14 protein-coding genes are annotated in these 19,651 nt (G+C 74.2%); 2 read left to right on the top strand and 12 right to left on the bottom strand.

The features are described 5' to 3' along the window. Positions 1-2,012: 2,012 nt before the first annotated feature. From OHA55_RS17245 to OHA55_RS17230, 4 genes are all read right to left on the bottom strand, one after another. The gene (locus tag OHA55_RS17245) at positions 2,013-2,171 is read right to left on the bottom strand and encodes a DUF6760 family protein (RefSeq protein WP_266707268.1); all 159 of its coding nucleotides are present in this window, start codon (positions 2,169-2,171) and stop codon (positions 2,013-2,015) included. Beyond that, entirely contained in the window at positions 2,168-2,695 is a 528-nt protein-coding gene (locus tag OHA55_RS17240) for a hypothetical protein (protein WP_266707266.1), read from the bottom strand. Before OHA55_RS17240 ends, OHA55_RS17245 begins: the two co-directional genes overlap by 4 nt. Next, on the bottom strand, positions 2,695-3,138 hold the full coding sequence (locus OHA55_RS17235; protein WP_266707264.1) for a phage tail protein: 444 nt from the start codon (positions 3,136-3,138) through the stop codon (positions 2,695-2,697). The genes OHA55_RS17240 and OHA55_RS17235 overlap by 1 nt, the downstream gene beginning before the upstream one ends. A 110-nt stretch (positions 3,139-3,248) precedes the next feature. Then, positions 3,249-4,841 carry a phage tail sheath subtilisin-like domain-containing protein gene (locus OHA55_RS17230; protein WP_266707262.1) on the bottom strand — a complete coding sequence of 531 codons (1,593 nt, stop codon included), beginning with the start codon at positions 4,839-4,841 and terminating at the stop codon, positions 3,249-3,251. A gap of 427 nt (positions 4,842-5,268) precedes the next feature. Here OHA55_RS17230 and OHA55_RS17225 point away from each other — a divergent pair, with 427 nt between their 5' ends. Further along, positions 5,269-6,696: a hydrolase gene (locus OHA55_RS17225; protein WP_266707260.1), complete on the top strand. Its 1,428-nt coding sequence runs from the start codon at positions 5,269-5,271 to the stop codon at positions 6,694-6,696. Between the two features lie 202 nt (positions 6,697-6,898). Here the strand turns inward: OHA55_RS17225 and OHA55_RS17220 are convergent, their stop codons facing one another. From OHA55_RS17220 to OHA55_RS17210, 3 genes are all read right to left on the bottom strand, one after another. Continuing rightward, entirely contained in the window at positions 6,899-8,938 is a 2,040-nt protein-coding gene (locus OHA55_RS17220) for an ATP-binding protein (RefSeq protein ID WP_266707258.1), read from the bottom strand. Beyond that, positions 8,935-9,630, bottom strand: coding sequence for a DUF4255 domain-containing protein (locus tag OHA55_RS17215; protein ID WP_266710738.1), 696 nt, complete (start codon positions 9,628-9,630; stop codon positions 8,935-8,937). Before OHA55_RS17215 ends, OHA55_RS17220 begins: the two co-directional genes overlap by 4 nt. A 176-nt stretch (positions 9,631-9,806) precedes the next feature. Then, positions 9,807-10,430 carry a response regulator transcription factor gene (locus tag OHA55_RS17210; protein ID WP_266710736.1) on the bottom strand — a complete coding sequence of 208 codons (624 nt, stop codon included), beginning with the start codon at positions 10,428-10,430 and terminating at the stop codon, positions 9,807-9,809. Positions 10,431-10,690: 260 nt separating this feature from the next. Between OHA55_RS17210 and OHA55_RS17205 the strand changes: the two genes are divergently transcribed. Beyond that, positions 10,691-13,621: a helix-turn-helix transcriptional regulator gene (locus tag OHA55_RS17205; RefSeq protein WP_266707256.1), complete on the top strand. Its 2,931-nt coding sequence runs from the start codon at positions 10,691-10,693 to the stop codon at positions 13,619-13,621. A gap of 59 nt (positions 13,622-13,680) precedes the next feature. Here OHA55_RS17205 and OHA55_RS17200 read toward each other — a convergent pair whose 3' ends face one another. From OHA55_RS17200 to OHA55_RS17180, 5 genes are all read right to left on the bottom strand, one after another. Then, the gene (locus tag OHA55_RS17200) at positions 13,681-14,262 is read right to left on the bottom strand and encodes a GAF domain-containing protein (RefSeq protein WP_266707254.1); all 582 of its coding nucleotides are present in this window, start codon (positions 14,260-14,262) and stop codon (positions 13,681-13,683) included. Then, complete coding sequence (locus tag OHA55_RS17195; RefSeq protein ID WP_266707252.1) at positions 14,262-15,119, bottom strand: S8 family serine peptidase; 858 nt, start codon at positions 15,117-15,119, stop codon at positions 14,262-14,264. Before OHA55_RS17195 ends, OHA55_RS17200 begins: the two co-directional genes overlap by 1 nt. Beyond that, positions 15,116-18,712: an adenylate/guanylate cyclase domain-containing protein gene (locus tag OHA55_RS17190; protein WP_266707250.1), complete on the bottom strand. Its 3,597-nt coding sequence runs from the start codon at positions 18,710-18,712 to the stop codon at positions 15,116-15,118. Before OHA55_RS17190 ends, OHA55_RS17195 begins: the two co-directional genes overlap by 4 nt. A 71-nt stretch (positions 18,713-18,783) precedes the next feature. Next, positions 18,784-18,984: an aroma-sacti cluster domain-containing protein gene (locus tag OHA55_RS17185; protein ID WP_266707248.1), complete on the bottom strand. Its 201-nt coding sequence runs from the start codon at positions 18,982-18,984 to the stop codon at positions 18,784-18,786. Beyond that, the gene (locus OHA55_RS17180) at positions 18,984-19,634 is read right to left on the bottom strand and encodes an iron-containing redox enzyme family protein (RefSeq protein ID WP_266710734.1); all 651 of its coding nucleotides are present in this window, start codon (positions 19,632-19,634) and stop codon (positions 18,984-18,986) included. The genes OHA55_RS17185 and OHA55_RS17180 overlap by 1 nt, the downstream gene beginning before the upstream one ends. Positions 19,635-19,651 lie beyond the last annotated feature (17 nt).

Genomic DNA, 19,651 nt, shown 5'->3' with positions numbered 1-19,651 from the left:
GGGGCCGGGGCGGCTCCGGGAGCCTGGACGGATGCGGGAGCCGGAGCGGGAGCCGGGGCGGATACGGGAGCCTGGACGGATGCGGGAGCCTGGGCGTCCGGCCGGGCGGAGGCTCGCTGTACGGCGACGCCCGGGACCGCCGATGCGGCCGGCGGTGGACCGGGGACAGCACCGGACGCCGTGGGGCCGGGCCCGGATGACGTCGTACTGCCGCTGCCGGACGGCGGCAGCTGCGCGGCGGGGCCGCCACCCTGCGGTCGGGCCGGAGCGGAGTGCGTGGGTCGCTGCGGGGGACCGGCGGGCGACGTGGACCGCGGGTTCCCCGAGTCCGGTGCCGATGCCCTTCGTCGGACGACGGGCGCAGGACCCGCGGTGCCCGCGACGGGCGCCGCGGGCAGGGCCGTGGACGGCGCCGCTCCGGGAGCGGTCCCGCCCGGCCGCGGGGACGGCGTGCTCGGCGCGGGCCGGTCGTGGCCCTCGGCCCTGACGGCCGGAACGCCGTCGGCCGCGGCACGCCGCACGGGAGCGTCCCCGGTCGCCGCGCGCTGTACCGGAGCCCCCAGGCCACCGCGACGGCCCGCCTGCCCCGGACCACCGCTCCCGGAGGGGCTGCCGAGGGCCCCTGCGGACGCGTCCGCAACGGTCCCGGAGGTCTCGGAGACCGCAGTGGTCGCAGCGGCCGATGCGGGAGCCGCACCCGCGGTGTGCGGAGCCTGCCCCGTGGAGGAACGCCGGCCCGCCGACGGCTGCACGGCCGACGGCTGCACGGCGGCACGCTGCACGGCAGGCCCGGAAGCCATCGGCCCGGAAGCCATCGGCCCGGAAGCCGCAGCCGCTCCCGCCCGGGCAGGAGCGGCCGACGCCACCGGACCGGCACCGGTCGGCCCGGCACCGGTCGGCCCGGCGCCGACAGGCCCCGTACCGGCCGGGCCGGAACCCGCAGGGCCGGACTCCCCCTCCGGCGACACCGACGCGGCCGACGACGCCTGCCGGGCCGTCCCGCCCTCACGCGGAGCCGCCGCCCGCTGCACGGGGGCGGCGGGCGGTACGGCGCCAGGAGCGGCACCGGTGGAGCGGGCCCGGGGTCCGACGGGCGTACGGGCCGCCGGACTTCCGGGGGTGCTCCGCCGTGCGGTGGGAAGTACCCGTCGCTGCGCGTCAGCCGAGGGCTGCGCCCGGGTCAGAGCGACCGGCCGGGGAGACGGGTCCGCCGGAACCGGCGTCACCCGCAGTCCCGCGCGCGGGGGCACGAGGGGCGACGCCGCATCGGGCGCGGGGGAAGGAGCGGACACGGGGGAAGGAGCGGGACCGTCCGCCGCCGCACCGCGCCGCACGGCCGGACTCGTCGCGCTCCGCTGCACGGCCGGACCTGGGGAGACCGGAGCCGCGGACACCGGAGCCGGGGACACCGGACCCTGGGATGCCGGAACCGGGGCCGTCACCGGCCGGGCCACGCGGGCAGGCGCGGAGCCGGAGCCCCGCACGTGCGCGGAGGCGGAGGCGGGCCCGGACGCCGGTCCGGGCCCGGCGGGACCGGAACCTCCCGGCAGACGCGCCGGAAGCGCCCGCAGCGGGACCGCCGGGGCGCGTTGGACCGTGGCGTCGTTACCCGCCAACGGCAACGCTCCGGCCCGGCGTTCGAGGCCGGACACGGGCCGGGCCGACACCGGGCGGGACGCGTCCCCGAGCACCGCGTTGGTCCGGCCGTCGAGTACCGCGTGGGAGGCGGTGCCCATGAACGACGGGTTCTGCCAGGTCGGCAGCCGGCCGCCGAACGCGGAGTCCGCGACCCCGGCCGGTCCGCCCGCCACGGCGCGCTGGATCGGCGGCAGTCCGGTCCAGCCGGCGACCACCGGCGCGCGGACGGGCACGGCCCCGCCGACAGGGCCGGCCCCGCCGGTGGAGGCGGGGCCGTGCGAGGGCTCCGCCGCACCGCCGGAAGGCACGGCCGCCGTATTCGTACCGGTGTCGCCCGCCCGGACACCTCTGAACCGCTCCAGGAAACCCACCGCTCAGCCCTCCGCGCCGGCACGCGTCACGAAGGACGCGATCTGATCGGTGTAGCGACGGCGGTCCTGGTGTTCCAGGTCCAGGATCTGCTCCAGGCTCCAGTGGAAGTGGTAGGCGACGTACGCGATCTCCTCGTGCAGCCGGTCGTTCGCGTACGTCACGATTCCCCCAGGCGGCTCCCGCCGAGTTCGACCTCGAAGGGCTCGGAACAGTGCGGGCATTCCACCGAAGCGCGGGTGTGGCCTTCCGCGTTGATCTGGCGGTAGAAGTCCTGCAGGAAGGCCAGGTCGGAGGCGAACATGTTCTCCACGATGCCGTCGTGGATCATCGGCAGCGTGCCGAGCCGGGTGATCACCCGGCCGAGCAGCACCACCGACAGGAACGCCGGGTTCTCCTGGACGCGTACGTCGCGCAGCGGGACGAGTTCGTCGCGCGCGGTCGACAGCCGCATCACCCCGTCCCGGTGGACGGTGCCCGCATCGTCCACGTAGCCACGCGGCAGCTGGAACGCGAACTCGGTACGCAGCTCGTACCGTTGCTGCTGCGGCTGCGGGACCGGTTCGGCCTGTGTGACCTGCGCGGCCGGTACGGCCTGCGCGTCCGGTGCGGCGAGGGGCGCGGGCCGCTCCGTCTCCACACCGGATCCCTGGGCGAAATCGCCGGCCCTGGCGGCCGAACGGCGCATTACTCGATGACCAGTTCTTCGAACACGATGGTGACCGTCTCGGTGAGCGCGGAAGCCTCGCCCGCCTTGACCGTGCTCGCGTCGATCTTGCTGCACCAGGCGTTGCGCAGGTGGTAGCGCTTCACCGGGTTGTTCTGGAAGTCCATCATGATGATGGAGGCGTTCTTGCGGGCCGTGGTCATCTGGCCGGCGATCGACTCGTTGATCCACTGGGTGAACGACGCCGACTGGGTCATACCGCGGATGACCGTGCAGGTCCCGTTCTTCTTCACACCCGGCATGTTCTTGACCACGTTCTGGCCGTTCGGGGTGTTCTGCTGATAGGTGATGACGTCCTGCTCGATGCTCATGCCACTGACCTCGGCGAGGTACTCGACCATGACACCGTCGATCTGCAGGCCGAAATTGTGTGAGGTAAGGGCGTCACCCGGCTGGAGACTCATGTGTTCGCTGTCCTTGTGAAGGAGATCTGTGGGGTGGCGGCGCTACTGCGGTGGGTGGCGGCCCGGGTGGTGTCCGGCGGCTTCGCGACGGACACCACCCGGGAGACCGGCTACTCCTCCAGCTCTCCGCTGCCGCTGGAGAACTGGGCCAGTCGGAAGATCACGAACTCGGCGGGCTTGACCGGCGCGATGCCGATCTCGCACACCACGCGGCCGACGTCGACCGACTCCGGCGGGTTGGTCTCCTCGTCGCACTTGACGTAGAAGGCCTCCTCGGGGCGCTGGCCGAAGAGGGCGCCGCTGCGCCACTCGTTGACCAGGAACGCCGAGATGTTGCGCCGGATACGCGCCCACAGGGCGTGGTCGTTCGGCTCGAACACCACCCACTGGGTACCGAGGAGGATGGACTCCTCCAGGTAGTTGAAGTACCGGCGGATGTTCAGGTAGCGCCAGGCCGGGTCCGAGGAGACCGTACGGGCTCCCCAGACGCGGATGCCGCGGCCGGGGAAGGCGCGGATGCAGTTGACGCCGATCGGGTTGAGCAGGTCCTGCTCGCCCCGGGTGATCTGGGTCTCCAGGTCCACCGCGCCGCGCACGACCTCGTTGGCGGGCGCCTTGTGCACTCCGCGCTCGGCGTCGTTGCGGGCCCAGATACCGGCGATGTGGCCGCTCGGCGGGATCAGCACCGACTGCCCGACGGACGGGTCGAAGGACTTGATCCACGGGTAGTACAGGGCCGCGTACTTGGAGTCGTAACCGGCCGTCTCCTGGCGCCACACCCGTACCTGACGGGCGTTCAGGCCGGGCGGCGGGTCGATGACCGCGACGCGGTCGCCCATCAGCTCGCAGTGCGCGATCATGCCCAACTGGACCGCCTTGACGGCCTCCAGGTCGATCGCGCCGCGCTGGTAGGCGGCCATCAGGTCGGGCACCGCGACCATGGAGATCTCGTCGATGGCCTCCAGGCCACCGAAGCCGGTGCGGTCCGCGGAGTCGCCCAGGTAGCGGGCGGGTCCGGGGTACTCGTTCTCGGCCGGTACGGCGGGCGCGGCCGACGCGGGAGCCGCGAGGGCCACCGTCTGCGCGTCCGGCCGGACCAACTGCCCGGCGGGCGCGGCCTCGGCGACGGTGATGAGCTTGGAGCGCTCCTTCACCTGCGTGACGACGTAGGTACGGCCGCCCTTCTTGGCGGACACGTCGAAGGTCTCGACGGCCTTGTCGCCGTCCTTGACCGTCAGCTTGAACCGGTCGGCCGGCCCCTCTTCCTCCGGAAGCGTCACCTCGACGCTGAGCGCGCCACTGGTGCCGGGGGCGATGGCCGCGACCGAGAACCCGCCGAGCGGCCGGAACTCTCCGGCCTCCAGCGCCGCCGGAGCGGTGGAGCCCTTGACGGCGGTACGCCCGGAGTCGGCCGCACCGCTGAGGGAAGCACCCTCGGCGGAGCCGCCCACCCGGACCACGTAGGCCGCGGAGCCGCCGTTGTTGAAGAAGCCGTAGACGGAGTGCGCCAGGTAGTAACCGTCGGTGAACTCACCGAACGAGGCCACGTACTGGCTCCAGTTGGTGACCAGGGTCGGCTCGTTCAGCGGACCGCTCGGCGCGAGCCCCACGAAGGCGGCGACCGACGTGCCCACTCCCTCGATGGGACGTGAGCCGCTGGCCACCTCCTCGACGTAGACGCCGGGCGACAAATAGGACGGCATGTTCTGCTCTCCTCGGGGTACGAGACAGGAACCACCTCACTCTCACCCGCGCGGGAAGCCGACGAAACGTCCTCCGGGACCTGCTCGGGGGCATCATCTCTGCCCACAAGGGCAGATGACGCGGCAGCCGACGGCTGTCCCCCGCACGAAAGGGTGGCCGCAGCCACCGTCGTGGACACGCTTTCCCTCTCCGGCGTCCGACCATGGCTGCTGTGTACGCGCTCCCACGGAACGCGGTTGCGGTGATCCACCAGGCCTACCACCCTCCCCTCCGCCACTGAAGGGCCTCCCGGGCAATCCCGGAGGCAGCCTGCGGCACCTCGGGGAAACGTGGTGTCCGATCAGGCAGGCGTCCTGACCACCCTGGACACATTCGCCTGCCCCGGAACCACATGACCCGGTCGTCCTCGCGGCCTAACGTGGCCGGGTGAGCCTTTGGACCTCCCTGGAACCCGCGTCGGCCACGGTCGATCCCGGCAGCAGCACCACCGTGCGACTGCGCCTGCGCAACACCGGCGACGTAGTGGACGAGTACCGCTTCGAAGCGGTCGGCGACATCGCCCCCTGGACCACCGTCGAACCACCCACCCTGCGCCTCTTCCCCGGAACCACCGGCACGGTCGAGCTGAAGTTCGCACCCCCACGCACCCCCGACGCCACCGCGGGACCCAACCCCTACGCCATCCGCATCACCCCCACCGAACACCCCGAAGCAACCACCGTCCCCGAGGGCAACCTCACCATCACCCCCTTCACCGAACTCCGCGCCGAACTCGTACCCCCCACCGTCAAAGGCCGATTCCGCGGACGCCCCAAACTCGCCATCGACAACCTCGGCAACACCAAACTCACCGCCTCACTCGGCGGCCACGACAACGGCGACCAACTCACCTACGACCTCAGACCCAGCAACACCCAAATACCCCCCGGACGCGCCGCCTTCATCACCACCACCCTCAAACCCCGCAAAATCATCTGGTTCGGCCCCAAAGAACAACGCCCCTACACCCTCACCGTCCAACGCTCCGGAACCACACCCCTCCCCGTCGAAGGCACCTTCGTCCAACGCGGCTTCCTCCCCCGCTGGCTCGCCACCCTCCTCGGCATCCTCCTCGCCCTCACCATCACCTTCCTCGCCCTCTGGTTCGGCCACAAACCCACCGTCGCCAGCGGCACCACCGAAAAACTCGTCGAAGCCGGCGCCACCCTCGCACCCACACCCACCCCCCAAGCGACCCTCGCCCCACCACCCGTCACCGCCGCACCCACCACCGAGGCGCCGCAGGCCGAGCCGACGAAGGAGGCGAAGTCCGGGGATTCCGGAGGGGACAAGGAGGCCACCCCCTCGAAGGCGCCCGAGGTCACCGCGGCGACCCTGGTGAACCGCATGGCCAAGGACGACCCGTCGGGGCGGCACATCTGCTACCGCGCCTTCATCAAGGGCGAGGGCTGGACGGACCCGGTCTGCGACGGCGCCATGGCCGGCAACACCCGTAACGTGCCGATCACCGCGGTCAACACCGCCGTGGCGGGGGTCGGTTCGTCGCAGGTGCAGGCCGCGGTCCACAACCCCGAGTCGACGGACGGCACACCCGCCTGGACGAGCTGGTCGGCCTGGATTCCCGACGGCAAGGACAACTACATGGGCAGCACCGACGTGGACGCCCCGGTCATGGCCGCCTTCGGCATCACGATCAGCAGTGGTCAGGTCTGCCAGAACGTCCGTTACGTCGGCAAGGACTGGTACGCCGAGAAGTGCAAGGACACGAAGGACGGCTTCAACTTCGCCGGAAGCTGGAGCAACGACGTGACGCTGGAGGCACTTCTGCTCAGGGTCCCCGCGTCCGCCCAGTGATCCGGGGCTGCCGGAGCGATGAAGACGTGAAGGCCGCGAGGACCACGACGTCATGACGGAGCCCGGCCGGCCCGCCCTCGGGCCGGACGGGCGTGCGGGCGTGCGGGCGTGCGGGCATGCGGGCATGCGGGCATGCGGGCATGCGGGCATGCGGGCATGCGGGCATGCGGGCATGCGGGCATGCGGGCATGCGGGCGCCGTCCTACCAGGTCCCCTCGCCCGGTACCAGCCGCCCGGCCTTGCGGTACTCGCGCCGGGCGCCTTCCAGCAGGTCGGCCGCGGTGACCCTGTCGTCCCGGCCGGCCGCCAGGTAGGCGGCGGTCATCACGGCGCTGCGGATCGATCCGCCCGCCAGCTCGAAGACCGCCGCCACCTGCTGGACGTCGATCTCCTCCTCGCGGGGCACGTGCGACAGGCTGTGCCGCCACAGGGCCGCGCGCTGGTCGACGTCGGGGAACGGGAAGTCCACGACCAGGTCCAGGCGCCGGGTGAACGCCTCATCGATGTTGGCGCGCAGATTGGTGGTGAGGAGCGCGATGCCGTCGAAGGACTCCAGGCGTTGGAGCAGGTACGAGCTCTCCATGTTGGCGTACCGGTCGTGGGCGTCCTTGACCTCGGAGCGCTTGCCGAAGACGGCGTCCGCCTCGTCGAAGAGGAGCACGGCGTCGGTGCGGTCGGCCTCGGTGAAGATGCGTTCGAGGTTCTTCTCGGTCTCGCCGACGTACTTGTCGACCACGGACGACAGCTGGACGATGTAGAGGTCCAGGCCGAGTTCGGCCGCGACGACCTCCGCCGCGAGGGTCTTGCCGGTGCCCGAGGCGCCCGCGAAGAGCCCGAGGACGCCCCGGCCGCGACCGCCGCCCGCGCTCAGCCGCCAGTCGCCCAGGACCCGGTCGCGATGCCGGGCGCGCAGGGCGAGTTCACGCAGTTCGGTGAGCGGGCCCGGGGGAAGCACCAGGTCCCGCCAGTCGACGGCGGGCCGGATGCGGCGGGCGTGCTGTTCGAGACCGGAGGCGGACTGCTGACGTGCGGCGAGCCGTACGTGGGCCGGGGCGAGCGGGACCCCGTCGAACGCGGCGAGGCCGAGGGCCGCGCGGGCGGCGCGGGTGATGTGCTCTCCGGCCAGGTGGTACGGGGCGACGGTCGCGGCCAGGTCGAAGGCGTGCTCCCCGCCGAGCGCCGCCGACCACGCGTCGGTCAAGCCGGCGCCACGCGCGGGTGCTTCCAGGACGAGCGGGTCGGTGTCGCCCCACTGGGGGTCGTACGGGCGCGGTCCGGTGATCAGCACGGTGACGTCGGCGGCTGTGGCCAACTGTCGTATCAGCGGCTCCGGTTTGTCCGGCAGGCCCTCGACGACCACCGCGCACCCGGTCAGCCGGGCCTCGCGCAGCAGACCGGGGACACCGTCCTCCGGTCCGGTGTAGCGCAGGGCCGGGCGGCCCGCGGCGCGCAGCGCGGCGGCGACGCAGGACAGGCCGTCGCCCTCGCGCCGTTCGCGGACGTAGGCGGTGACCGGCGGCCCGGAGGCGATCCGGGCGGCCAGGCGCTCCACGAAGCGGCCGGGCCCGTCGTCCGGGGACGCCCCGTGCGCGCCCGGCCCGTCGTGCCCGTCGTAGGGGGCGGCGGCCGGGTCCAGCGGGTGGAGGTGCCCGGTGAGGGCCGCGTCCGGGGAGTCGTCGCCGAGCAGGTGGGAGACGACTCGGTCCGGTACGCGCAACGAGCGGCTCAGGAAGGGGCGTTCGGACTCCTCCACGTCGAGCAGCCCGAAGGTGCGCAACGGTGCCCCCGGGTGCAGCAGGGCCCGCGCCGACGCCAGGTGTACGGGGATGCCGCACAGGTCGAAGGCGAGCGCGACGGTGGCGCGGCGCCGGGCGACGTCGTCGTTGAGGTAGCCGTACAGCGGCTCGAAGTCCCGGTCCAGGTCCGGGGCGAGCGCGACGAGCAGCAGGAGGGCGTCGAGCCCGGTCAGGCCGAGCCGGATCGCGAGGTCGGTCAGCCGGTCGTCGTACAGGTCGGCGGGGTCTGCTGCTTCGAGCCGCACCCGCTCCGTGCGGCGCAGCAGGTGCTGTACCGCCTCCTGGGAGATGTACAGGCCGCGCAGCGGGTCTGCCGCGGTGGGATCGTCGGCGGAGCGGTGCGCGACCAGCAGCTCCACGCGCCCCCGCAGCTCGGCGAGGCGGGCGAGGAGCGGCTCGGCGTGTCCGGCGCCGCCCGCGGGACGGTGCTGGTCCGTGACCGTCATGTCCGGTCACCCGTGGTCCGGTTGCGGCGGGCCATCTTCCGGGCCTCCTGGGCTGCCGCCACCTGGTGGGGCCGGTGGGCGCGTTCCGGCGCCTCGTCCGGGGAGCCGCCGAGGGTGCCGTCCAGGGAGCCCACGCGGACCGCGGCACCCTCGGTGACGGGCGGGCCGGCGTCGTACTCGGGGTAGGCCGGGAAGGGCGCGGTGATCACCAGGTCGAGGGAGGGCTTGAGTTCGCCGCCGAGCGCGGACCAGATCTCCGCGAGCGAGCGGGCCTCGGTCTGGATGCCCGCCACCGAGAGCGGCACGGTCATGCCCAGCGCCCCGAGCGCACCGGGCAGTTCGGAGGGAGGAATCAGCTCGCGCGGGATGAGCGTGGCCAACGCGGCCGACAGCAGCCGGTGTTCGTCCTGCGGCTGTTTCGTCCAGGCCGTCACCAGGTACGACAGCCGGAACCAGCGCGGCGGTTGGCGGCGCTTGACGATCACGTCCCGCTCGTCGTACACGGCAGCCTGGCCCCGTTGGCGGCGGTTGACGTCCTCGCGGATGTCGTACAGATAGGCGTTGATGGTGGGCGCGTTGCGACGGGCGGCCCAGTCCCGGGTGGGCGCGTCGAAGGCGATGTCGATGCCCGACCCGCTCAACGCCCCCCCGCTGAGCAGATTCTTGAGGACCTCGTCCACTTCGTGGATCACCGTCGTGCTCCCGCCCTGCCGTTCCCGGCCCCGCGTGTTGTCCGTACCGGCGACCGTGGTCGCCCAGGCCGCCACGGTCGATCCTGCCTCCCCCGCCGCCCGTCCCCGCAGTCGTGCCGGGACGACGATCGGGCAGAGTGCACCGCCCCGAGGGGCGCCACCGACTGCCCTTCGGGTCAGATGTAGCCTTCCCTCAACGCCTGAGCCACGGCGTGCGCCCGGTTGCGGAGGTGCAGGCGGGTGGTCAGCCCGTGCAGGACGTTCTTGACCGTGCGTTCGGAGTAGGACAGCTTCTTGGCGATCTCTCCGGTGTCGAACCCGTCGGCCACCAGCCTCAGCACGTCCACCTCGCGCGGAGTCAGCCCGGAAGCCGGGGCGCCCGCCCTGCCGGTCCCGTGGCGGTGCAGCGAACCCACCTGTGTGATCAGCCGTCCGAGCAGGTCCGACGGCAGGTCGCCGTCGCCGCGCTCGGCCGCGCGGACCGCCTGCACGAGCCGGCCGGCGGTGGCCTCGTGGCGCCACACGATGGCTCCGACGCCGCACTCGATCACGTCGAGCAGCTCGGCCTCCCGCAGCGTGCCCACGACGAGCGCCGCCCGCGCGCCCTCACCGCGCACCAGGCGGCGCAGCCGGGTCAGCACCGCCTCGTCGAGCGTGTCCTCGATGAGCAACAGCACGGTGCCCGGTGCGGATTCGTCCTCGTCCCGGAGGTCTATCTCCGGGTACCGGCGCAGCTGGCTGTGCACTCCCTCGACCGAGATCGGGTCCCGGGCGTGCACCGCGACCCGTATCCGGTCCATGGGCTCGGCCTGGCCGGGCTGTGTGGTGCGCGTGGCGCTGAGCAACGGAGTTCCCCCCTGTACGCGTGCGTGTCGACCGTGTTCGGCGGGTGGCGGTTCCGCGTGCTCCACATTCGTGGAACGGCCGAGGGGCCCGCAATCGTGGAACACCACGAGAGGCACCACGAGATCGGTGGTCGGCGCGGACCACGACGGCACTCCTCGCGACGCCCGTCGCGGGCACGACACCGCGTACTCCACTGCCGCAAGGAGGGCACAGAATGTCCGGACCCTACAGTGAGCGACCGCGCGAGCACAGGGGTGCGACCGAACTTCTCTCGGCCGGCACCGCCCGTGCCCTGACGGGCAAGGGCGGTCTGGTACTGCTGCGCGGGGCCACCGGCACCGGCCGGACCACCGTGCTGGAGGCCGCCGTCGAGGCCGCGGGCGGGCACGGCATGCGGGTGCTGCGGGCCCGCTGCTCACCGGGTGACGCCTGGACTCCCTTCGCCGCCGTCGTCCAACTCCTGCGCTCCGGGGCAGGATCGCGGGAGTCGGACACGGCGGGAGCGGTGTGCGAAGGGGCAGAACCGTGGGTGGCGGGACCGGACCGTCCGGGGCCCGAAAGGGCAGTGCCCGGATCGGAAGGACCCCGGACAACGGGCGACGCGCGCTGCGCGGGCGGGGCGGACGACGATGCCGCCGGTGAACGCGAACGGGGCGACCGGCTGAGACGGGCGCTGCTCGCCCACACCGAGGAGTCCCCGCTCCTCGTGGCCGTGGACGACGTGCACCTCGCCGACGCTCCCTCGTACCGCTGGCTGGTGGAGACCGCCCGGCACGTGGACCGGCTGCGGCTGCCGGTGCTGCTGGCCGTCACCGAACGCAGCCAGTACGACGTGGACCCGCCCGCACCGGGGTTCGGCCGCGGCCTCTCCCCCGCCCTCGTCCGTACCCACACCCTCGCCCCGCCGGCCGCGGACTCGGCGGCCGGTCTGGTGCGCGCGAGGTTCCCGTCGGCCACCGGAGCCTGGGTCGACGCGTGTGTACGGGCCGGTGCGGCGAGCCCGCTGCTGCTGCGCGCCCTCCTGGACGACCTGGACGCCTCCGGGCCGCCCCCCGCCGTACCCGAGAGTGCCGCCGCGCTGTACCCGGGGGCGTACGCGGCGGCGGTGTCGTGGTGGCTGGAGAACGCCGGGGCCGGTACCGCGGAGGTGGCACGCGTCCTGGCCGTCCTGGACGAGGAGCCGGAGCGGGAACCGGCCGGACACCCCGAACCGTCCGGCGACGGCCGGCCGGCGGAGCGCCCGGGCCGGCTGCTCGCCGAACTGGCGGGCGCCGATCCGGCCCGGGTGTCGGGCTGGCTCACCGCGATGACCGGGCTGGGGTTACTGCGCACCGGAACGGACGGACGGCCCCGCTACGCCCACCCGTTGCTGCGGGACGCGGTACTCGCCTGCGTCCCCGCGGACCAGCGGTACGCGGTACGCGCGGCCGCGGCCGCGGTGACCCTGCACCGGGGCGCTCCCGCCGAGACGGTCGCCGGACACCTGCTGCTCACCGGACCGGTGGGTGAGCCCTGGGCTCCCTCCGTACTGCACGGCGCCGCCACCGCGGCCCTGGGAGCCGGACGGACCGACGACGCCGCCGCGTACCTGCGCCGCGCCCTGGACGAACCGCTCCCCGCCGAGCACCGGCAGAGGCTGCTGACCGAACTGGGCTCCCTGGAGTACGCGGGCTCCCGGTCCTCGGCCGCGATCCCCCGGTTCACCGAGGCGCTCGCGCTGGCGGGCACCCCGCGTGAACGGGTCAGCGCGGCCGTCGCCCTGGGCACCGCACTCGCCGACAGGGGCAGCACACGCGCCGCCCTGGAGGTGCTGCGCACGGCGGACGGCCAGCTCGCCGGCCACCCCGGCCTGGCGAGCACCCTGCAGGGCGCCACCCTCTTCCTCTCCGACCACGACAAGACGATCCGCCGGGAGATCTACCAGTGGCTGCGCCACACCGCGGACCGCAACCCGGAGCTGGTCAGCCCGGCCGCCCAGGCACTCCTGGTGCGGTACGCGTCCACCGCCGGACTGATCTCGGCGAAAGAGGCGATGCGCAGGGTACGGGTCCTGCTCGCCGAGCCGTCCGACCCGCTGGCGGAACCGTTCCTGCTGGGCGCGGCGGCCACGGTCGCCCAGTGGGCCGACGAGCTCGACGAGGCACAGGAGCTGGTCTCCCGCGGACTGGCCGGCCAGTCTCCCCACCTGCCGCACCCCATGCACCTGGCGCTGCTCGACGTACGCACCGACATCGCGGCCGCCCGGGGCGAGTTCACCCGGCTGCCGGCCGGTGACCCTGTCGGGCCCGACGGGGTCACCGAGCTCACCCCCGCGCACGCCCACACTCTGACCGGGCTCGTGGAGGCCGGCCGCACCACGGAGGCACGCCGGCTCGCGAACGCCTTCGACCTGCGGGAACTGCCCGACTCCTGGGGCCGCAACCGGCTCCTCTACGCCCGGGGCATCCAGCGCGCCTCGGACGGAGATCCGGCCGGAGCGCTGCACGACTTCCTGGAGTGCGGCCGCCGCCAGACCGAACGCCAGGTTGTCAGCCCGGTCGTCACCCCGTGGCGCACCGCGGCCGCCCAGTGCTGCCTGGGCCTGGGCAGCCCCGGACAGGCGATCGAGCTGGCCGAGGAGGAACTGCGCCTGGCCCGCGTCTGGGGCACCCCTCGCCCGGTGGGCCGCGCGCTGCGGATTCTCGGCACCGTCACCGGCGGGCGCCGCGGTCTGCGGCTGACCGAAGAGGCCGTGGAACTGCTGCGGACGGCGCCGGCCACGGCCGGGACCGAGCTGGCCGGCGCGCTGATCGCGCAGGGCAGGGCGCTGGCGGCGACCGGGGACCACGCCCGCGCCCGCACCTGCCTGCGCGAGGCGGGCGAGCGCGCCGAGCGGCTCGGCGCGGCGCGGCTGCGCGACCTCGCGGAACGGTCCCTGCGCGAGAGCGGCGCCCGCCCCGGCCCCCCGGCCCGCACCGGCGCACGCTCCCTCACCGCCAGCGAGCGCCGCATCGCCCGGCTGGCCGCCGACGGCCGTACGAACACCGAGATCGCCGACCTGCTGCACCTGGCCCGCCGCACCGTCGAAACCCATCTCACCCACACCTACCGGAAGTTGGGGATACGGCGACGCGTCGAGCTCCTCGCCTCACTGGACGCGGACTGAGCCGCCGCCCGGCTGCCGCCCCCGCGCACCCGGACGGTCCTCCGTCCCGCCCGGAGCGGTCAGGGCGTACCGGGCGGCCCGAGGAGCTCGTGGAGCTGGCCGAGGAGACGGTTCGCCGTGACGCGGTCGTCGGACGTGAGCGCGAGGGCGGCGGCCGACCGGTGGTGGGTGACCAGGCGGAGCGCCGTCGCGGCCTGCCGGGCGAACATCATCAGCAGGTCGAGCTCGCCCAGGCTGGAGCGGGTCTGCGGGGACGGGTCGAGCACTTCGAGGACGCCCAGCGTCTGGTGGTCGTGCAGCAGGGGTACGGCCATCAGCGCATCGGGCACGTACTCGGTGGACTGGGCGAAGTCGCGGTCGAACGCGGCGTTCTGGGAGAGCCGGTCGACGACCATGGGTTCGCCCGAGACGGTGACCCATCCGGCGATCCCCCGGTCGGCGGGGAAACGGCGTCCGACGAGGAACTCCTCGCCCTGGCCGGAGACGGCCTGGAACACCAGCTCGTTGGTCTCCTCGTCGAGGAGGAAGACGGAGCTGGCCTGGGCACCGAAGATGGCTCTCGCCACGTCGACGACCGACTGGAGCAGTTCGAGGGCGACGGGCTGGGCGGAGTGCGCGGCGGGCTCGGCGGCAGAGGACATCAGGCACCTTCGGGGCTGCGGTCGGGTACGCGGACGTTGGCTGCGGAGAGGTAGAGGGCGTTCTTCAACTGGAAGTTCGTCATGCGGGGGTTCGCGGAGAGGAACCTGGCACAGAGACCGGCGATGTACGGCGTCGCGAAGCTGTTGCCGGTACTGCGGATCGAGGTGCCGCCGAGCCAGGGCACCTCCACGTTCTGGCCGGGGGCGAAGAACTCCACGGGCGGGTGGGGGTTGTAGAGGTGCAGCCCGGAGTCGTCCTCCTGGTGGCTGCCGACGGAGATCACCGAGGCGAACCGCCAGGGGAAGCTCTCCACGGGCGAGTTGTGCGCGGAGGCGACGATCACGGTGCGGTCGAAGTAGGCGGCGTCCGCGAGCGCGTGCAGTTCCTCGACGAAGCGGGCCTTCGTGGTCGAGAGGCTGAGGTTGATCACGTCGAAGCCCTGTTCCACCGCCCAGCGGAGACCCGCGATGAGGATGCCGCCGGTTCCGGAGAAGCGTTCGCCGAGTACCCGGACGCTGTGGATCTCGCAGTCGGGTGCGGTGCGGCGGATGATTCCGGCGCAGGCGGTGCCGTGGCCGCAGGTGTCGCCGGTGTCGGTGGCCCGCACCTCGATGCCGTCCTCGCCCTGGACGGCGACCCAGGAGCCGCCGAGCGGGCCGATCATCGGATGGTCGCGTTCGACACCGGAGTCCACCACGCACACCCGGACCCCGCGCCCCGTGCCCTGGCGGGGCTGCTGCCGGCGGTCCGCGAGCCCTCCGTCCGCGATGACGGCGATGTCCTCGGGGCTCTTGTCGCGCAGGCTCCAGGTGAGCCCGCCAAGCCTGGTGGCGGCCTTGGGAGCGGTGGCGGTCATGTGGTGACTTCCCTTCTGCTCACGTCCGGCTCCCGTACGGATCCGGGCGCCGGGGGACCGCCGGGTGCGGTGCTGCCGGCCGGCAGCAGGGCCGCGGCCCAACGGACCCCGGGCGCATGCCCCTTCGTGCCGAACCACTGCCCCGCCCGGCCGGCCGCGTTCGCCGATTCCGGGCCGAGACCGAGCAGCCGCAGCGTGAGGGCCTCGTCCAGCGCGGCCTGGGCCCGTACGAGCGGGGAGTCCGTCCGGTCCGCGGCCCGGACGGACCGCGCGGCGAGCCGCAGGGCCCGGTCGGCGTCTCCCCGGCCCGCGGCGAGGCGCGCCCGCAGCCCGTCGTGGTCGGCGGTCTCGGCGTCGAGACCACCGTCCGCGACCGACTGCCCGGCGTCGCCGTCGAGGACGCGGCGGGCCTCCTCGGCGTCACCGGTGTCCAGGTGGAGCCGTGCGGACTCCAGGGTGATGGTGCGCAGCGGCGTCCGGGCCCCCAGTGCCCGGGCGGCCCGGGCCGCCTCGCCGAGCAGTCCGAGGGCGGCGGCGTGCTCGCGGGCGGCCGAGTGCACCGCCGCGCCGAAGAGCGGGAGGAAGACACCGGCCTCGGCGAAGCCGAGTTCGTCGGCGAGCCGGCCGGCGAGCGCGAGGTGTTCGCGGGCCGCGTCGTGCTCGTCCCGCAGGGCGAGGAGGACGGCCAGCGGAAGATTGAGCGTGACCTGTACGGTGCGCCGTCCCCGGCCGTGTTCGGCGAGGAGGGCACGGCAGCGGTACACGGCGGACTCCACCGGCTCGGGCCCCCGCCAGAGGGAGACGCCGATCGCGCCCAGGGCCGCGGCCCGTTCGGGTTCGGCGTCGGCCACGACGGCCCGGCGGAGCGCGCGGAGCAGCAGCCGGTCGGCCTCACCGTGGCGGCCCCGCCCCTGGTAGTGCTGGGCGAGCCGCAGGCACGCCCGGGCCTGTCCGAGGTCGTCCGCCGCCGCCTCGAAGACCGGCAGCACCGCCCGCGCGGCGTCCGGCACGGCGTCGGCGCCGGGGGCCGCGTCCACGGCGAGGGCGAGCCGCGCGTAGGCGCTCTCCTCGGGGTGGTCGAGGGCGGCGAGCGCCCTGGAGAGCAGGGTGCGACCCCGCTCGGTACGGCCGAGGGCGAGGTTGACCTCGCCGAGCCTTCGGGCGGTCGGCACGGTGGCGGACTCCCCGGGGAGGTTGAGGGCGTGGGCGCGGGAGAGCAGGTGCTCCGCGCGGAGGAGGTCGGAGCGGTCGAGGGCGCGGCTTCCCGCCTCGGCGAGCGCTTCCGCCGCGGCACGCCGCAGCGCCTCGGTGTCCGCGTCGGTGATGCCGAGCTCGCGCCGGTAGCGGTGGGCGAGTTCGAGGTGCTCGCCGATGCCCGCGGGGCCGGCGGAGCGGACCGAGGGGAGGGTCGCGGCGCCGGCGTGCAGGTCGGCGCGGGTGCGCTTGGACATGCACTGGTAGGCGACCTCCTGGACGAGCCCGCTCGTGAAGCGGTACGACGCGGGGTCGGCGGGCGGCGGAACGGGTTCGATCAGCCGGCGGCGGCCGAGTCCGAGCAGCGCGGGGCGGAGTGCGGGCGGGTCCAGGGCGGGCCTGCCCGGCGTACCGCGGACGGCGAGGTCGGTGAGCTCGTGGGCGGTGAACTCGCGGCCCAGCACGGCGGCGAGGTCGAGGGCGCCGCGGTCGACGGGGCCCAGGGCGTCGACCCGCGCGCCCAGGAGCGCCTGCACGGTCGGGGGCAGTTCGGGTGACCGCTCGGGTGACCGCCGAAGCCCGTTGCCGCCGGGTCCACCGGGGCCGGCCCCGCCGTGGTACTCGCGGCCGCCGTTCCCGCCGTCACCGTCGCCGCGGCCGCCGTTCCCGCCGTCACCGTCGCCGCGGCCGCCGTCGCGGCCGTCGCCTCCGTCGAGGGCGGAGAGCAGGTGCTCCAGGTGGAGCGGGTTGCCGCCGGTGCGTTCGAGCAGGGCGGGACCGTCCGGGAGGCGGTCGGCGCGGACGACGAGTTCGGCGGCGAGGAGCGCGCACTCCTCCGGGGCCAGGCCGGTGAGGGTCACCGCGGTGCGCCGGGAAGTGGACCAGGTCTCGGCAGCCTCGGGGCGGGCCGTGCAGACGACGAGCACGGCTGCGGCTCCGAGCCGGGCGACGAGCCGGTCGAGGACTTCCAGCAGCAGCGGGGCCGCCCACTGGCAGTCGTCGACGACGAGGACCACCGGCCGCCGGGCGGCGAGCGCGGTGAGCACCCGCAGGAGAGCGCCGCAGGTGTCGTCCACCGACGGGTTGGGCGTGCCGTCGAGGAGCAGGCCGCCTTCGAGCACGGCCAGGGCCTCGGAGAGGGCCGGGTGTTCCGCCGGGCCGACGGCGCGGTGCAGGGGGCAGGGGCAGGGGCGGTCGGTGCTCGCGCCCCGGGCGGTCCGGCGCGTCCCGGTGCCGTAGGGCTCGGTGCCGTAGGGCTCGGTGCCGTAGGGCTCGGTGCCGTAGGGCTCGGTGCGGTCGGGCACGGAGCCGTCGGGCTCGGAGCCCTCCAGGTAGGTGCCCTCGGGGGCGGAGCCGTCGAACCGGGAGCCGTCCGGGTCGGAGCCGTCGACCGGGGAGCCGTTCCGCACGGTGCCGGGGAAGGGAGTACCGGGGTGCGCGGGGCGGTGGTGCGCGGGGAGCAGGTCGGCGAGGGCGTCGGCGAGCGGGGCGAGGCTGCCCCGGCCGCCGTAGGGCCGGCAGCGCCCGGCGCCGTGCGTGGCGGCGGCCGCGGTGGTGCGTTCCAGCCACTCGCGGACCAGCCGGGTCTTGCCCTGTCCCGCCTCGCCGGAGACGGTGACCAGGCGGGCGCCGCCGCCCGCCGCCGTACCGGCCAGCGCCTCGTCCAGCGCCGCCAGTTCGCGCTGCCGGCCGACGAAGCGCAGGTCGAAGCGGCGCAGCGACTCGGGGTCGTCCTCACCGAGACCGAGCAGGCGGTGGGCGACGACCCGGTCGGTCTTGCCCTTGAGCACGAGGGGCCCGACCTCCTGGGCCCGGACGGTGGGACCGGCGGCGAGGAGGGTGTCCGGGCCGATCAGCACCTCGCCGGGTCCCGCGTTCTGTTCGAGCCGGGCGGCGATGTTGACGGTCTCGCCCGAGACGAGGGCCTGCCTCGCCGAGGAGTCGGATCCCGCGACGACCCGGCCCGTGTTGATGCCGATACGGACACCGAGGCGCACCCCGAGGGTGGCGTCGAGGTCGGCGTTGAGCCCGTCGAGGGCCTTCAGCATGCCCAGGGAGGCCGCCAGGGCTCGCCGGGCGTCGTCCTCCCGCACGGTCGGCACGCCGAACACGGCCATCACGGCGTCACCGATGAACTTCTCCACCGTGCCTCCGTAGGCCTCGATCTGACGGCCCATGAGTTCGAAGTAGCGCAGGGTCACGCCGCGCAGGGTCTCGGGGTCCAGGGCGCCGGAGAGCGCGGTGGACCCGACCATGTCGCAGAAGAGGACGGTCACCACCTTGCGCCCCTCCTGCGGCGCGTCCGCCGAACCCTGCGGGGGTTCGGCGCACGGCGTACCGCAGGACGGGCAGAACCGGGCGCCGGACGGAAGCGGCTGGTGGCAGTAGGTGCAGGGCATACCGGTCCACCTTCGGCGAGGTCGTCGGACGTGGGGACGGCCCCGTCGGGGCGCCCGCGTTCCCGGTCGAGTCAGAAGAGCGCGCCGCCGGCGATCTCGGCGTGGGCCTGCACGTCGGGTCCGGCCTCGTCGAGCCGGCTCTTGATGTCGAGGAGCAGGGAGAGTTCGTCCGGGCCGAGCTCCTCCAGGACCTCCTGCTGCTCCTCGGTGAAGGCGTCGAGGGAGAAGCCCGCATCCCGCAGCTGGTGCAGGACGTGCTGCCGATCGGTCATCACTGGCCTCCGGGTGCGGTGAGCCTGGCGAACAGACGGGTGATCCCGTCCGCGGCGTGGAGGGCGCCGACGGCCACCGCGGTGAGCTGCGCCCGGGTCAGCGGCAACTCGTCGAGCAGGGCGTCGAGGTCGGCGGCGTGGCCGCCGTCGAGCGCGGCGTGCTCGTGCACCGTGCGGAAGGCCGCCGCCGGCAGGCCGGTGTCCCGTGCGAGCCGCCTGGCCAGCAGGGGCGAGGGCGCGTGGTGTTCCAGGGTCAGGATGTAGCCGAGCAGGACGACCGGGTGGTGGTGCTCGATCCAGTAGTACTGGGCGCCGACGAGTTCGGCGACGACGGCCGGCGGCTGGGCGGCCAGGAGCGCGGCCGGGTCCCCTCCCGCGACGGCCAGGTCCTCGACGAGCCAGGCGTCGTGGTCACGTTCCTCCTCGGCGTGCGTGGCGAGGTAGCGCCCCAGCGGTCGGGCGAGCGGGTCGCCGGGAGCCTCCGCGCAGCGGCGGGCGGCCAGCTCCATGAGCGGTACGGAGGCCCGGACCAGCCCGTGCATGGCGGCGAGGTACCGGAGGTAGCGCGGCCGGAGCCCTTCGGGGTGCCACAGGGCCGCGCAGGCGGACCGCAGGGTGGGCGCGGCGAGCGCCAGCCTGGTGCGCAGCACGGCGGAGGCGGTGGGCG

This window comes from Streptomyces sp. NBC_00102 (assembly GCF_026343115.1).
In the GTDB taxonomy this organism is placed as follows: domain Bacteria; phylum Actinomycetota; class Actinomycetes; order Streptomycetales; family Streptomycetaceae; genus Streptomyces.
Note: the sequence above shows the minus strand (reverse complement) of the source record. Positions and strands in the feature narration are given on the sequence as shown.